This window comes from Shewanella algae, assembly GCF_009183365.2.
In the GTDB taxonomy this organism is placed as follows: Bacteria; Pseudomonadota; Gammaproteobacteria; order Enterobacterales; family Shewanellaceae; genus Shewanella; species Shewanella algae.
Genome location: NZ_CP068230.1, coordinates 799560 through 815546, shown reverse-complemented (window position 1 = coordinate 815546; position 15987 = coordinate 799560). Strand labels below are relative to the sequence as shown.

The following is a 15987-nucleotide window of genomic DNA, read 5'->3' as shown; positions in this document are numbered from 1 at the left end:
GGTTTATCTCAAGTCCTGCCCACCCATTCACTCAAGGTATCAAAGAGTTCATTGAGCATAATGGGCTTGGTGATATGGGCGTTCATTCCCGCCGCCAGGCTCTTCTCACGATCGCCTGACATGGCGTGGGCCGTCATGGCGATAATCGGCAAGGTCTCCCTGTCGTATTTCTTGCGCAGTTCCCGGGTCGCCGTCAGGCCATCCATCACGGGCATCTGAATATCCATCAATACCGCGTCGTATTGACGCTGCTCCACCATCTCGAGGGCAATTTGACCATTGTCGGCCAGATCTACCTCATAACCGGCGCTGCGCAGCAGTTCAGAGGCCACCTGCTGGTTGATCAGGTTATCTTCCACCAGCAGCACCAAGCCTTTATGACCACCGCTCTGATTGTCGGTAATTTCAGCCACGGTCGCCGGATGGGGTTTCTCGGCGAAGGCAGAGATTATCTCATCAAACAGAGTCGAGGCCTTGAAGGGCTTTTGCAGCAACGCAAACACATTGGCGTCTTCCACCTCCTGTGCCAGCGGTTCGGCGGCATAGGCCGTCATCATGATCACCACGGGGCGCTTGCTTATTCTGCCATCGGCCACCATCTCATCCAGGGTACGGATCACCTCGCGGCCATCCATTTCCGGCATCATCCAGTCGATAAGCAGCAGGTCGGTTTCCTGTTTGCCCAGCTTATAGAGGGCTTCGGCACCGCTGGCGGCGGTGTCCACCTCGAAGTGGAAGTCGCGCATCAGGGTGGAGTAAATCTGCAGCGCCGTGGAGTTATCATCCACCACCAGCGCCCGCAGGCTGTTGAGCTGCTCCGGCATCACAAGAGGTTCAATCTTGGCCTCTTCGGCGATCTCAAAGCTGATGGTAAAGCTGAACACACTACCGACACCCGGCTCGCTCTGCACTTGCATCTTGCCGCCCATCATGGACACCAGATGCTTACTGATGGACAAGCCAAGGCCGGTGCCGCCATATTTGCGGGTGGTGGAGCCATCCGCCTGGGCAAAGGCGTCAAACAGTATCTCCTGTTGCTCCTTGCTGATACCTATGCCGGTGTCCCGAACCCAGAATTTGAGGGTGATGCGATGATCGCGTTCGCCGACATCTTCACAACCGAGTTCAATCTCCCCCTGGGAGGTAAACTTAACCGCATTGGACAGCAGATTCACCAGCACCTGGCCGAGACGCAGCGGATCGCCCTTGAGGATCAGCCCGGCGGTCACAGGGGCATACAACAACAGCTCGACCCCTTTCTCCTGTGCCTTGAGTGAGTTGATATCCAGGGCGTGCTCCAGCACCTTATCCAGCGGGAAGGAGACACGCTCCAGTTCCAGCTTACCGGCTTCAATCTTGGAGAAGTCGAGAATATCGTTGATGATCCGCAGCAGTGACTGAGCCGAGAAGCCGGCCTTCTCCAGATAATCTTTCTGCTGCACCGTCAGGTTGGTGCGCTGCGCCAGCTGCAGCATGCCTATGATGGCATTCATCGGCGTACGGATCTCATGACTCATATTGGCCAGGAATTCACTCTTGTAGAGGTTGGCCAGTTCGGCATCTTTCTTGGCCTCCAGCAAGGCCACTTCATTGCTCTTGCTGCGGGTAATGTCTTTGTGGGTACCCAGCATACGCCTGGGCTCATTGTTGGCGGTAAATTCCACCACCCGGCCACGGGACAGCACCCAGTGATACTGACCACTCTTGCCGCGCATCCTGAACTCTATCTCGTAGGCTCCAATAGGATCGGCCAGATACTGCTCGCGATACTCTTCGACCCGGATCCTGTCATCCGGATGGATCAACTCGTCTATGGTCGACAGCAGCGCCGGAAACTCATTGGTCTTGTAACCCAGCATGGTGTAGTAAGCCGGGTTGCAGATGATCTGCTCCGAATCCAGATACCAGTCCCACAGGCCATCTTCCACCGCGTCCATCGCCAGGTGATAACGTTCTTCCGACAATCGCAGCTGTTCGGCCGATTCATATTCGCGGGTCACATCACGCCAAACGGCAATCAAGCCCAGCATCTCGCCGCGGCGGTTATAAAACGGCAGCTTGAGGGTGTCGAGCAGCACGGGCTTGCCGGCCAGCTCGACCTTTTCCTGATAACGCAGCGGCGCCCTGTCTTTGAGTACCTGTTCATCCTCGGCGCGAATTCTGGCGGCCTGTTCCGGGCTGGTAAGTGTGTCTGAATTCAGGCCTATCATCTCGGCTTCTGTGTAGCCAAGCACCCGCTCGGCCGACTTGTTGCAGCCGAGGTACTTGCCTTCTTTATCTTTGAAGACAATGGCTTCCGGAATAGAGTCCAGCAGAGAGCGCAGCAGGGCATATTCCCGCTCACGTCGCTCTGTGGTTTCTTTCAGCCGTTCGGTGCGCCGGGCCACCAGTTTATCCAGCCGCTTGTTCTGCTCCGCCAGGTGACGGGTATATTGCTGGTTCTCTTCAAAAATGCGGCTGACCAACTGGAACCAGGGCTCCCAGCCCTGGGTGATCTTCTCCGGCGGCCGAATCGGCTCACGGGAACAGTCTTCCAGGTGCGAAAGCAGGCGCGAGGCAGGGCTGACGAAAGAGCGACGAGTCTGCCAGTGCACTATGGTCACCAGCACGGACAGCGCCAGTACCACAAGAATAAAGGTCAGCTGCAGCTTCTCGAACGAGTCCAGAAACAGGTCATCGACATCCTGCAGATAGAGCAGGCGCCAGGGGGCGTTGTGCAGCGCCACTGAGTGGATGTAATAGCCGTTACGGATCATCCCCTCGTGGGCATCGAACAGCTCGGACTCCGGCAGTGAATGCAGCTCGGATGGGATCCGCTGACTGATGTGGTAGACCCGGTTAATGCTGGAGGTATCAAAATCGCTGTGGGAGAGAATATTGTTGCCTTGATCCAGCAAAATCACTGTGCCCGGCATCTTGAAATAGAGACGTATCTGTTTGGCGAGCGATGCCAGTGTCATGTCCAGATTAATGGAGCCGATAAACTCATCTTCGAGATAGATGGGCACCCCGAGCGTGGTCAAAAGACCATTGCCGGCCGAGTCCACATAGGCCTCACTCCAGAACACACTGCGCTGGGGGTTCATCGCCGGCGTCGCCAGTTGAAACTGTTTCTTGTTCAGCAGTTCATCGCGAAAACGCTGCTCGTCCGAAGGCCAAGGGTAATAGGACATCATTCGCCGCTTGGACAGGTAATAGATGGCCGAGGCCTTGGGTGCGGCTTCCTTGGCGACCGGGAACGACAACGACAGCTCGAACAGCATCTCCAGTTCCTGATAGAACTTGTCGCTGCGGCCATCGAGAGAACCGGAACCGGTTATCCGCCCCATGTTGGTGAATGGCTCACCACTCTTGGCGTAATTGGGCTCCAGGGTAAAGAACTGACCGCTTTCGTTGAATTTCTCGTACTGGGGCAGTCTGTCCTTGCGTACCTGCTCGGCCAGGCGCAAGTGGTCCACGGCCACATTGCGCAGGCTCTTGACCGCACGGATACTGGATTCCAGCAAGAGGTCAATCTGCATCACATGGCGATCGACCTGTTCTTCTCTGAGCTCCATCTGTTGGGTCTTCTGGCGCTCAAAAAACACCCAGGCGGTGAGCAACGCCAGTACAATTACCCCCATATAGGTGTAAAACACTGCGCGATTGTAATTTTTCTGGATCGGAGATTTCAGCTGCAGATCCGGCTCACTCGATTTCATCCATTACCCTTGCATCACGTCCCATCCCCAAGCGGCGGGAAGGAAGAAGAACAAAGCCAATATCATATACTTAATTTGGTCGAATATGCAGTACCCCGCACAAAGCAAAGGCCCCGAAATGGGGCCTTTTTCAGTAGCAGGGGTTATCAGAGCTGCTCTTCGGCAAACTCCGCCAGCCGTGAGCGCACTACGCCGTTGAGGTAGATGTTGGCGCTGCCTTCAAAATTTTTAAAGCGTTCAACCATATAGGTCAAACCCGAGGTGACCGCGGTCAGATAGTTGGAGTCTATCTGCGCCAGGTTGCCACAGCAGATAAGCTTGGTGCCTTCTCCCATACGGGTGATCATGGTTTTCAGCTGTGAGGCGGTCAGGTTTTGACACTCATCCAGCAATACCACTGAGTTCTGGATCGAACGCCCACGCATGAAATTGATCGACTTAAACTGGATATTGGCCTTTTCCATTATGTAGTTGAGTGAACCACTGGGATTAACGTCATGCTTGTGCAACACCTCCAGGGTATCGGTAATTGCCGCCAACCAAGGGGCCATCTTCTCCTCTTCCGTGCCCGGCAGGAAGCCTATCGATTCGGCGATTTCCGGAGTATTCCGGGTGACTATCACCTTGTCGTAGAGATTACGCTCCACCACCAGCTCCAGTGCCGCCGCCATCGCCAGCAAGGTCTTGCCGCACCCTGCTGGGCCGGTGAGAATAACCAGATCGATATCTGGGTCCATCAAGGCCTGCAGCGCCATGCCCTGATAGATGTTCTTCGGCCTCACGCCCCAGGCCTCCATATTCATCAGGCGCTCGCGACCGAGATCCAGCACGTTGAGACTGGTTTCGCTGCGGCCGACCACCCGGCCACAAAACTCGGATTCCTCATCCAGCAGATATTGGTTGATGTAAAAGAGATCGTCGCCCAGGTCCTTGAGCGGCACATCATGCACAGTATGACGGCCATGACGCTCGGTGGCCACCTTGTGCAGATGCTCCCAGAAGTTGCCTTCAAATTGATGAAAACCCTTGGATAGAAAACGTATGTCATCGATCAGTTGATCTGTGCGGTAGTCTTCTACCAGGAGTATCCCGGCACCTTTGGCCTTGAGACGCATATTGATGTCTTTGGTGACCAGCACTACGGTACGGGGCTCATATTGATTTTGCAGATGCAGGGCTGTGTTGATGATGCGGTTGTCGTTGTTGTCGCCGGGCAGCGAGCCTATGGTGAATTCAATCTGGTGGTCGGGGAAGATGGCCAGAGTACCTGTGGCATCTGTGTGCCCTTCGCGGCTTGGAAGGGGAACCCCTTTGATTATCTGTTCCGGTGTGGTCTTGCCGCCGAGGATATCTTCCAGTGCCCGAATGGCGACCCTGGCATCGCGGCTGACATCCCGCTTTCTGTCTTTTATCTGGTCCAATTCCTCCAGTACCGTCATTGGGACCACAACATCATGTTCTTTAAAGGAGTAAATCGCTAAGGGTTCATGTAATAACACATTGGTATCAAGTACAAACAACTTTCTGTCGTCTTGTTCCATGGCGCCTCCATTTGCGTCAATGAGCTACTCACAGCTTTGTTGTCATGGGCCAGCGCAGGCCTGGGGTTGGGGTATATGGCACTCCTGTTTCTGACAGATGGCGGGTAGGTTTCACCACTGTGACATGGCTTAAACTAATACTGGCACCTTTAGCAGCGGATGACAAATACCCTTTGCAGTCTGTTCAATGGCCACTGCGCGGTATCCGTTTTTGAGTGTAGGATGCTAAAGATGACGATTGGATGACAAGCGAGCGAAAAGGCCTGCGTCATAAGGGGGGCAGGATTGGTATTATACTCGGATTGGTATAACATACGCGCCCTTTGAGAATCCGCCCGGAGATGAGAGTTAAAGATGCCCTTCGCCTTAGGTCAACGCTGGATCAGTGATACCGAATCAGAGCTTGGTTTGGGTACAGTAGTACAACTGGAAGGCCGCATGGTCTCACTGCTGTTCCCCGCCACCGGAGAGAACCGCATGTTCTCCCGCAACGACGCCCCGTTAACCCGGGTGATTTATAACCCAGGTGATCAGGTCAAGAGCCATGAAGACTGGACACTGACCATCAACTCTTTGGATGAAAAAGACGGGCTGGTGATCTACAGCGGCATTCACAGCGAAACCGGTGAAGAAGTGCAGCTCCGGGAAACCCTGCTGGACCACAATATTCGCTTCAACAAGCCGCAGGACAGACTCTTCGCCGGCCAAATAGACAGACTGGACAGATTCGGGGTGCGCTACGCCGCCCAGCAGCTACGCCACAATCTGGCCACCTCAGATCTACTGGGGCTGCAGGGTCCCAGAGTCGGCCTTATTCCACATCAGCTGTGGATTGCCCATGAAGTTGGGCGCCGCTATGCGCCACGGGTGCTGCTGGCCGATGAAGTGGGCCTGGGCAAGACCATAGAAGCCGGCCTCATCATTCATCAACAGTTGATGACAGGCCGCGCCGAGCGGGTACTTGTGATAGTGCCCGATACCCTGCGCCACCAATGGCTGGTGGAGATGCTGCGCCGCTTTAACCTGCGGTTTGCCGTATTCGATGAAGACCGCTGCATCGAGGCCTTTGCCGACCACGACAACCCCTTCTACACAGAACAGTTGGTGATCTGCTCGCTGGAATTGCTGCGCAAGAAGCGCCGTCTCGATCAGGCGCTGGATGCCGACTGGGATCTTATGGTGGTCGACGAGGCCCATCACCTGGAGTGGACCGAAGAAGCTCCGAGCCGCGCCTATCAAGTGGTTGAAGCTCTGGCGGAAGTGGTGCCCGGCGTACTGCTGCTGACCGCGACCCCGGATCAACTGGGCCATGAGAGCCACTTTGCCCGACTGCGACTGCTGGATCCGGATCGTTTCTACGACTATCAAGCCTTTATCAAAGAGGAAGAAGGCTACAAAGAGGTGGCCCTCGCCGCCGAGGCGCTGGCCAGTGGCAACAAGCTGCCCGACAATGCCATCAACAGCCTGACCGAACTCTTGTCCGAGAAAGATATCGCCCCCGCCATTCGCCTTATCCAGGCTGACGGCGTCGATTCTGAGCAGCAGCAAGCCGCCCGTGACGAGCTGCTGCAGGAGCTGCTCGATAGGCACGGCACGGGTCGAGTGCTGTACCGTAACAGCCGCGCCTCGGTCGAAGGCTTCCCGAAACGCATTTTCAACGCCTATCCACAGGCCATGCCGGAGCAGTACCTCACCGCGGCCCGAGTCAGTGCCATGATGAATGGTCACCGCACCCTGGAAATGAAGGCCGCCTATGCGCTGGCGCCGGAAAAAATGTATCAGGAGTTTGATGAAAACTCCGCCGCCTGGTGGAAGTTCGACCCCAGAGTCGACTGGCTCATCGATTTCCTCAAGCAAAACCGCAGCAAGAAAGTGCTGATCATCGCCAGTCAGGCCGCCACGGCGCTGAGTCTGGAAGAAGCGCTGCGCACCCGTGAAGGGATCCTCGCCACTGTGTTCCATGAGGGCATGTCCATCATAGAGCGGGACAAGGCCGGTGCCTTCTTCGCCCAGGAAGAAGGTGGTGCCCAGGCGCTGATCTGCTCGGAAATCGGTTCCGAAGGGCGTAACTTCCAGTTCGCCAGCCAGTTGGTGCTGTTCGATCTGCCGCTGAACCCGGATCTGCTGGAGCAGCGCATAGGTCGCCTGGATCGCATAGGTCAGAACCATGATGTAGAGATCCACCTGCCCTTCCTCACCGACACAGCGCAGGAGCGTCTGTTGGCCTGGTACCATGAAGGCCTCAATGCCTTCGAACTCACCTGCCCCGGCGGCCATATTCTGTTCAAGGAGTTTGGCGCCCAGTTGCTGCCACTGCTGGTGGAAGAAAACGAAGAAGAGATGGCCAAGCTGCTGCGCGACACCCGTAGCCGTTATAAAGAGCTCAAGCAGGCAATGGAGCAGGGCCGCGACAAGCTGCTGGAACTCAATTCCCACGGCGGTGACAGGTCATTGGCATTGGCCGAGAGACTGGCGCAGATGGATAACGACACCCAGCTTATCGGCTCAGTGATCCGTCTGTGGGACATCATAGGTCTGGATCAGGACGACAGAGGTGAAAACACCATAGTGCTGCGTCCGAGTGAGCACATGATGTTCCCCACTTATCCCGGTCTGCCGGAAGATGGCATTACCGTGACTTTCGACCGGGATACAGCCCTGTCCCGCGACGATATCGCCCTGATAACCCAGGAACATCCGCTGGTGCAAACCGGGTTGGATCTGATCACAGGTTCTGAGACTGGCACCACAAGTGTTGCCATCCTCAAGAACAAGGCGCTACCGGCAGGTACCGTATTCCTGGAGCTTATCTACCTGGCACAGGCCTCGGCACCCAAGTCCAGCCAGCTGTATCGCTATCTGCCGCCGACACCGCTGCGCATTCTGCTGGATAAGGATGGCAACAATCTGTCTGACAAGGTGAGTTACGAGCATTTTGATCGCCAGCTCAGCGCGGTTAACCGCCATATCGGCAGCAAGCTGGTCAATGCCTCGCAGGCGATATTGCATCCACTGCTGGCCAAGGGCGAAGCCCACGCTATGGAGGCTATGTCCAACCTGCAGGCCGAAGCGCAGCAGCAGATGGAGCGCCAATTAGGCGCCGAGCTGGAACGTCTGGAAGCCCTCAAGGCGGTGAACCCCAATATCCGCGATGCCGAGCTTGAGTATCTGCAAAATCAGATAGCCGAACTACGCGGCTATTTGGATCAATGCCAGCTGCAGCTCGATGCCGTGCGCCTGGTGCTGGTCAGCCACGCCTGATAATCCACTCAAATATCATCCCCCCAAGACCCGCTAACTGCGGGTCTTGTTTTTTGCGCTAAAGTTCAGAAGCCCTGGTGCACCACGCCTTCAAGCATTGGATCGACACACAAACTTTCGATACAACAGCTACTAGTGCACAAATTTGCGGCTTATAATTTTGGCATTGAGTCAATAAAGGCTGCAGAATCATGCTATTCCAGCCTATGAAAAGTTTAAGGAGTTCACTTGGCGCTGATATCCAGGACGATAGCTATGCTGTGCTTTTTCCCCTTGATAGCACTGGCAGCCGACGAACCAGCCAACAAAGACATGGCCAACCAGGAGCAGACTCAACCGCAACCGGTGCAGAAGCCTGCCAAGCAAACACCTGAAACAGCCCCTATGAAACCCAGAGACAATAGCCGGGCGTTGGAGCATGTCGCCGCCTCAGAACAGCAAAAGATCCAAGTAGATGGCGAGGAGCAAACCGTTCTGGTGCGCCCCTGGAGTGGCCCGAAACAATTGGGCGCAGCGCTGTTGCTGCCGCCCCCCGGCACCCATGCCGATGCCCCCGGGCTCAACGCCTTCTTGCGCCGCGGCATCAATCCGGCAGGCTGGGCCAGTCTCAGCATGACACCACCTCCCTTTCCTGAGCAGCCCAACTTCACCACAGAGGCCCAGGAAATAAGCAAGGCCGGCGATGGCAAAGTGCAGGGCAAGAGTAATCAGGCAACAAGCCGCAGAGAGGCGGAGGAGTGGCAGAAACTCAGAAAGCAGCAACAAACCTTTATCCAAAAGAGTCTGGCGCAATTGGACGCCTTGGGTGAGCCCTTTCCCGGCAAGCGCTTGCTGATAGCCCAGGATCAGTCCGCCGCCTTGGTGATTGAGTTGTTGGCGGCGCAGGAGTTGGCCAAGCCGGACTTGTTGGTGGTGATCAATCCCTACCTCGACGATCCCTATGCCAATTTGGCACTGCCAAAGCAACTGGCCGGGTTGGAGTTGGCGATACTCGATATCCAATCTCCCGACGGTCACCAGGCCTCGCAGGCTACTGTGGAAAGTCGCAAAACCCTGGCTTCAAGCAAGCCGGACAATCAATATCGGCAGCAGTTGCTGGCGCTGGATCTACGCCAGGATGTTGCCTTTGAAAACACCTTACTGATGATAGAAGGCATGGCCAGAAAGGTGCTGAAACAGCAGGCGCCAAACGAGAAGGCGGCCACTGAACCCCATCAGTGACCGCCTAATTGCAGAAGTTGCTGCCAAAACCGGCCGGCAGACCAAGCTTCCCGTAGAGCAAATATCGGCAGTGCGATTACTCTTTCTTGCCGCCCTTGGAGAACATCAACGCCAGGGAGATGAGCACCACAGTGCCGCCCATGAACAGCAAGTCCAATGCCGAGCTGGGTTTGATATCGGCAAAGAAGGAAAACACCTTGATGATCAGCATCATCAATATCACTTTGCCCAACTTGCTCTTGAGCGCATCTATGCTGGAGATGATCAATATCTTGCCGCCGGTATCCGAGTTACCGGCCGGCTCCAGGTTACGGATAAAGAGCTCATAGAGGCCGAAAGCGAAGATCAGCAGCACAGCCCCGAGCAGGAAGGTATCCAGTATCTCCACCAGTACCATCACAAGATCGTTACGCACATCATAGCTGCCACTGAGCAGGTATTCCCACAGCAGGGCAAACATATGCAGCACGTCCTTGACTCCCATGACAAAAGTGACCAAGGCCGCCAGCACACAGGAGAAGACTCCGACCATGACAGACAAGCGACTGCCCCAGAGCAGGCGTTCAAAAAAAATCCGCATCCCAATTTCCGTCTAAAAATAAAGTGACGGATTTTCAGGCAGTTTTGCCATTGAGGTCAAGTTATTATCCCATCATACGTGATAGGCATCTCACCAGTTTCGCCGCGGTTCAAAGGCCCGCTCGGGATCCTTGCCCTGACGCACGGCGGCAATGGCTCTGTTGCGCCCCAAAAGCAGACGCACCTGGCTCCAGGACTCCCGCGCCAGCAGGCGCCTACGGGAACCGTTCCAGCTGCGGTTAATACTCAGCTTTATCGCCGCCAACGCATCGGGAGAGCGCTCATTGAGCTCAGCTGCCAGTTCTTGTGCCCGGGCCAGGGGATCACTGCAGCACTCGGTCACCAGCCCAAGATCCAATGCCTTGGAAGCCGGGATTAATTCCGCCGTCATGCTGAGTTTCAATGCCTGATCTTTTGCCAGAATTTCCCGCAAACTCACCAGGCCGCCCATGTCGGGAACCAGGCCCCACTTGGCTTCCATTATTGACAACTCGGCGTCATTGGCGGCAATGCGAAAATCGGCGCCGAGCGCAATTTGCAAACCGCCGCCATAACAACGGCCATCCAAGACGGCAATGACAGGAACCGGCAACTCACGCCAGGCGACAGACACCTGCTGCGCCAGATTGGCATTGCCCGGTAACAGCTTGAACAGCAGTTTCAGCGCTTGCCAGGGAGAGTTGGCCACACTCTTGATATCCAGGCCTGAACTGAATTGGCCGCCCTCACCTCTGAGGATCACCGCCCGCAAATGTCGTTGACGGCGCAAATGACGTGCCATCGCCTTGAGTTCACTGAACATGGTGTAATTAATGGCATTGAGCTTATCCGGCCGATTCAAGCTAACGATAGCCAGCTGTTGTTGCCATTCCAGGCTGAGTGTCTGCCACTGCATCTGCAGGTCCTTGAAAGTTGAAGTTATGTTAACGGTATCACCATCACACTGGTCAGGCCAGAGCAAAAAGCGTCCCGTTTCAACAACACAGAGCAGTCTAAATTTTGACTAACGTCAACAATCTGACATTAGCTTTGACTTAGTGACAACAAGTGTTCACAATATCGACCCTCAACAGGCAAGCCATTGCACTATAATAAGATTTTCTCCTGCCAAATGTATGAGAAACGGGCATCAAGCCCGAGCTCGCCGATAACTGACTATCGGCCCAGTCCTCACTGATCCAGCGGCATAATCAGAGGATAATCACAAAAATGCCGCTGTAGGTGTTATCTTCAAGTAATGCAGTAGAACAGGAAATCTCTATGGCGATTCCGGTACTCATATGCGACGACTCTGCGCTGGCGCGAAAGCAGATGGCCCGTACTCTTCCCAAAGATTGGGAGGTAGACATCAGCTTTGCCGCCAATGGCGCCGAAGGACTGGAGGCAATTCGTGCCGGCAAGGGCGAGATTGTCTTTTTGGATCTCAACATGCCGGTCATGGACGGCTACGAAGTGCTGCAAACGATTCAGCAGCAAGACCTGCCGGCCATGGTGATAGTCGTCTCGGGCGATATACAAATTAAGGCTCATCAGCGAGTCAAGGCCTTGGGCGCGCTGGATTTTATTCAAAAACCCGTCAGCGCAGATGCCATCAGCAGCATACTGCAGGAATATGGCATTTTGCAGTTGGCCGAAGGCGGCGAAAGCAATGAAGAGCCAATGATCCAGGTGGATATGCGCGATGCCTGCCAGGAGGTTGCCAACGTTGCCATGGGCCGCGCCGCCGATCTGCTGGCCAAGCTGTTGGATGTATTTGTGCTCTTGCCTATTCCCAACGTCAATGTGCTGGAGGTCAGCGAATTGACCATGGCACTCAAGGCCACAGAGGAAAGCCCCAAAATTTCGGCGCTGTGCCAAGGCTTTATCGGTGCCGGGATTGCCGGTGAGGCTCTGCTGCTGTTTCACGACTCCAGCTTTAAGGATATGGCCAAGTTGATGGGCCTGTCGGATCCCGAAGATGCCAACACAGAAATCGAGGTGATGATCGACACAGCCAACGTGTTGATCGGCGCCTTCCTCAGCGGTATCTCGGAACAACTGGACATGCAATTCAGCCAGGCGCACCCTGTGGTGCTCGGTCGACATTGCACAGTAAATGATCTGATCCACGATAACTCAGATCGCTGGCAACGCACGTTGGCGATGGAGATCAATTATCGTATCGAAGATCACAATGTGCAGTGCGATCTCTTGCTGCTCTTTACCGAAGACTCCTTGCCGACGCTGAATTTCAAGCTCGGCTATCTGATGAACTGACAAAAACAGGTTTGCCATGGCAAAGGATTTGGATGCAATGAATGAACTGCACTGGCTGATCGATATGGTACAAACCATAGAGGTCGGCCTGGTGGTGCTGGACAGAGAGTACAATATTCAGCTGTGGAACGGCTTTATGGAGAACCACAGCGGCGTTTCTCCCAACGATATCAAGGGCGACAACCTGTTTGAACGTTTCCCGGATCTGCCAGCCAACTGGCTCAAGCAGAAGATGGAGTCTGTGTTTCTGCTGAAGAACCGCGCCTTCATCAGTTGGGAGCAGAGGCCCTATGTATTCAAATTCAAGAACTACCGGCCCATCACAGGCCGCGCCGAGTTCATGTTCCAGAATGTCACCCTGTTGCCGCTGGCCTCTCTGACCGGGCAGATCTCCCATATCAGCATCATCATCTATGATGTGACGGATATTGCCATCAACAAGCTGCAGCTCAAGAGTGCCAACGAGCGCCTGGAACACCTGAGCCAAACCGATGGCCTGACCCAGCTGCATAACCGCAGACACTGGCAACTATGCATGCAGCGGGAATTTGATCGCCATTCCCGCTATGGCGATCCTGCCAGTCTGGTGATGTTCGATATAGATCACTTTAAGCGGATCAACGACAGCCTGGGGCATATCGCCGGAGACAGGGTTATTCAGCATCTGTCCCATATTCTCAGCCAAAACCTCAGGGAAACCGACTGCGCCGGGCGCTACGGGGGCGAAGAGTTTGCTGTGGTCTTGTCCCACACCAGCGCCGAGGATGCCCGCTCCTTTGCCGAGCGGCTGCGCTCTCAGGTGGAAAGCAGCCGCTTCAGCTTCAATGGTCAGCCGGTGCCCTTTACCATCAGCCTGGGGATCTGCGATCTGAGTGATGAGGTGGAAAACAGCGATCAATGGCTGGCCAATGCCGATCAGGCCCTCTACCAGGCCAAGGTTTCCGGCCGCAACTGTGTCAGTATTTTCAGTGATTGATCCACAGATGACGGCCAATAAAAAACCACCTTCAGCGTTAATGAGATAATTGTTTTTATTCATTTTTAACGCACGTGGATAGGCTCCCATCAAGCTTGAATTGCCTCCTCTTGGTGCATTTCCCGGCGTTTGAGATGACAGTTGAGTCAGTTTAAAAATAATATAACTCGACGCATCTCTAAAACTTAATTGGTTCGGATGTAACGACGGTAAGCTTTTAGCCATCAACACCCTCTTGTATCTGATGAAGTTTTAGGCCAACAGTACACACCATAATTCTTGGATAACCAACTCGGCAATTGACTGCGTAACGTAAAGCGACTCTCCAGAAGATGCTGCTTCACTTCCCGATAGCCCACTTCTATCTCCCATCGATGGGCATATAAATCCACTATCTCTGCCCCCGGATAACGCAAGGGGTCAGTTAATGAGGTCAAAATGGAAACCGACTTACCTTTTATCGTCTTCGTCAGTAAGCGAGCTTCAATACTGTCAGGCAGCATAGGCCACTTCTTTCTGGCTTGAGGCGTGGTGGCTAACTGCACTAGTTGGTCGTGTTTTCCTAAAGAGCGTACCACTTCATATTGCGTCCCTTTCTTCAACGGCAGCGGCCAGTGACTCTTCGGTTGAGCCTGTTACCAGGCGTGCAAAAGTCCTAACGAATGGAAGCCTCTGTCAAGCTGCAATGGTATGGCGATTTATGGAAACGGTTTCACCATTTCCGGGCAGCGGACACGGCAAAGAAGAAATGTAGCAGTATTGCAGTTATTTAGAGCCTTCGCTCAGCTAAAGGGATCTCTATTGTTGTACTGCTGTCTTTTACGCCCAGAAATAGCCGTTGCACTAAAAGCCTCATGCCGCAGCTATTTCCCCCTCCCCCTTGTTCCCTATAAACTAATGACAAAGCGGGACTGTTCACGATAGCATAAGCGAATGAAAAACCATCATTCACTAAGCCCCTCATTTTAATTGTAAATACAGGGGTATTTCGCGAAAGAGTGATGGCAAAAGCCCAGCTACAAGCTTAATGAAACAACTCGCAACAAGGACTTTGCATGAAACAAGGATTGGTATTTCTTGGCCTGACCCTGGGTGGCCTAACCCTCAATGTCAACGCTCAGCAGTGCGATCTCAGCATCACAGGCACTGTGCCCGAAGGGATTAGCCTGGATAAGTTGGTCGTTTCCACCTATGACAAGGAGCTACCGGTCACCAGCAGGGACTACTCCCTGTGCGCCAGTAAGCAAGATCTCCAAGTCGTCGGCCGCCATAGCCCCAACAACACCATCTACCTGATGGATAAGAGTGGTGCCATCCCCAGAGGCATCTATACCGCCGAAGTATTTATCCAGAGCGAGGCGATCACCTTGGGCCCGGCTTCCAGTTTGACCAAGCAAGCCTGTAACCTGCGCTGTGGCTACTATGCCAGTCAAAGGGTACAGAACTCCAAAGAGTTGCAACAACTGGCGGCCGAATACCAACGGCTGTCTGCCAAAGATGGCAAGGCGATTGGCGCCTTCCTTAGCCAAAACCAAGCCAAATTAGATCGAATCTATTACGGCGATATCCACCCTAAGCCATCAGCCCCAATAAGCACGGGCGATCTCTGGGTCGATCCCTACAGCGGCGCGGGACTCTACTTCGATCCCCCCGAAACCATACTCAACAGCACCTTTAGAGATTATGTGAGCTCCGAAGCCAGAGCGGCGCGGCAACAGGATGAGGCCATAGCCGAAGCGATGAAGCAGCATAAAGCTTCACTGCAAGCTCTAGTGAAGGGTTTCAACAGTTGGCAAGAGCGGGTGGAGGCCGTCAACAGAGTCAGCGCGGAGCTAAAGGCCAACCAGGATCCGGCGGCGATAAAGGTGGCGCAAATATTCGAGCGCGGCCTTGAGGAAGCCGAGGCAACTCTTAAAAGTTACCTTACCAACGACAACAAGACCCCCATCGCATCTCTGACCCAGGCAAAAAAGACGTTCGAACTCTTGTTGGCCGACTGGACCAACGCCGCCTATATCCACAGCAAGGACAAACAGGCCTTCGCCGCCCTGTTCAGTGAGCAGTTTAAGCAGCAACTACCGATACAAGATCGCGAGTTGGACAAGGCGCTGAGCCGCCTTATCGATCTGCCAAATCATCTGGGGAAGTTGTCTATTGAGGATGGTTATCAGCACATTCAGCTGGAGTTTAACAATCTCCTGCCAGACTCGAACCAACGCTATGACTTTAAGGATGCCCTGCACAGCGTTAGCTTCGTGTATGAGAAGGGAGCCTGGCGACTCGACAGCGTCAGCCAGCTGCCCATTCGCCACTATGATAAAGGCTAGATATAAAATGGCGATCAAGGGGGCGAGTTTGAATCAACACCTCAGCCCCTTGATTCCCACTCTTTCAACAACTCTGGCATCTTGACTTTGTTCACTCTTAACACGTTATTTTTATCAAAAAACAA

At 54.3% G+C, this 15987-nt stretch carries 9 protein-coding genes and 1 pseudogene; 5 read left to right on the top strand and 5 right to left on the bottom strand.

Annotated features, from left to right (window positions below; all coding sequences use genetic code 11):
- Nucleotides 1-8 precede the first annotated feature (8 nt).
- Nucleotides 9-3701, bottom strand: coding sequence for a response regulator (locus E1N14_RS03750; protein ID WP_025010323.1), 3693 nt, complete (start codon nucleotides 3699-3701; stop codon nucleotides 9-11).
- Nucleotides 3702-3847: 146 nt separating this feature from the next.
- The gene (locus E1N14_RS03745; RefSeq protein ID WP_025010322.1) at nucleotides 3848-5242 is read right to left on the bottom strand and encodes a PhoH family protein; all 1395 of its coding nucleotides are present in this window, start codon (nucleotides 5240-5242) and stop codon (nucleotides 3848-3850) included.
- A 354-nt stretch (nucleotides 5243-5596) separates the two neighbouring features.
- Between E1N14_RS03745 and rapA the strand changes: the two genes are divergently transcribed.
- Both rapA and E1N14_RS03735 read left to right on the top strand, forming a co-directional pair.
- Nucleotides 5597-8503 (top strand): RNA polymerase-associated protein RapA, encoded by a 2907-nt coding sequence (gene rapA / locus E1N14_RS03740; RefSeq protein WP_062793916.1) that lies wholly within the window; start codon nucleotides 5597-5599, stop codon nucleotides 8501-8503.
- A gap of 228 nt (nucleotides 8504-8731) precedes the next feature.
- Nucleotides 8732-9724, top strand: a complete 993-nt coding sequence (locus E1N14_RS03735; RefSeq protein ID WP_152134858.1) for a DUF3530 family protein — start codon at nucleotides 8732-8734, stop codon at nucleotides 9722-9724.
- Nucleotides 9725-9800: 76 nt separating this feature from the next.
- Here the strand turns inward: E1N14_RS03735 and E1N14_RS03730 are convergent, their stop codons facing one another.
- Nucleotides 9801-10304, bottom strand: a complete 504-nt coding sequence (locus tag E1N14_RS03730) for a YqhA family protein (RefSeq protein ID WP_025010320.1) — start codon at nucleotides 10302-10304, stop codon at nucleotides 9801-9803.
- A gap of 90 nt (nucleotides 10305-10394) precedes the next feature.
- Nucleotides 10395-11198 (bottom strand): crotonase/enoyl-CoA hydratase family protein, encoded by an 804-nt coding sequence (locus E1N14_RS03725; RefSeq protein ID WP_062793914.1) that lies wholly within the window; start codon nucleotides 11196-11198, stop codon nucleotides 10395-10397.
- A 365-nt stretch (nucleotides 11199-11563) separates the two neighbouring features.
- On the opposite strand from E1N14_RS03725, the gene E1N14_RS03720 reads away from it, so the two are divergent.
- Complete coding sequence (locus tag E1N14_RS03720; protein ID WP_025888766.1) at nucleotides 11564-12559, top strand: response regulator; 996 nt, start codon at nucleotides 11564-11566, stop codon at nucleotides 12557-12559.
- A gap of 16 nt (nucleotides 12560-12575) precedes the next feature.
- Complete coding sequence (locus E1N14_RS03715) at nucleotides 12576-13535, top strand: GGDEF domain-containing protein (RefSeq protein WP_025010319.1); 960 nt, start codon at nucleotides 12576-12578, stop codon at nucleotides 13533-13535.
- Between the two features lie 45 nt (nucleotides 13536-13580).
- Here the strand turns inward: E1N14_RS03715 and E1N14_RS03710 are convergent.
- Nucleotides 13581-14212: pseudogene (locus tag E1N14_RS03710) on the bottom strand (transposase); the annotation flags it as partial.
- 378 nt (nucleotides 14213-14590) lie between these two features.
- On the opposite strand from E1N14_RS03710, the gene E1N14_RS03705 reads away from it, so the two are divergent.
- Nucleotides 14591-15862, top strand: a complete 1272-nt coding sequence (locus tag E1N14_RS03705; protein WP_025010317.1) for a hypothetical protein — start codon at nucleotides 14591-14593, stop codon at nucleotides 15860-15862.
- The last annotated feature ends 125 nt before the right edge of the window (nucleotides 15863-15987 follow it).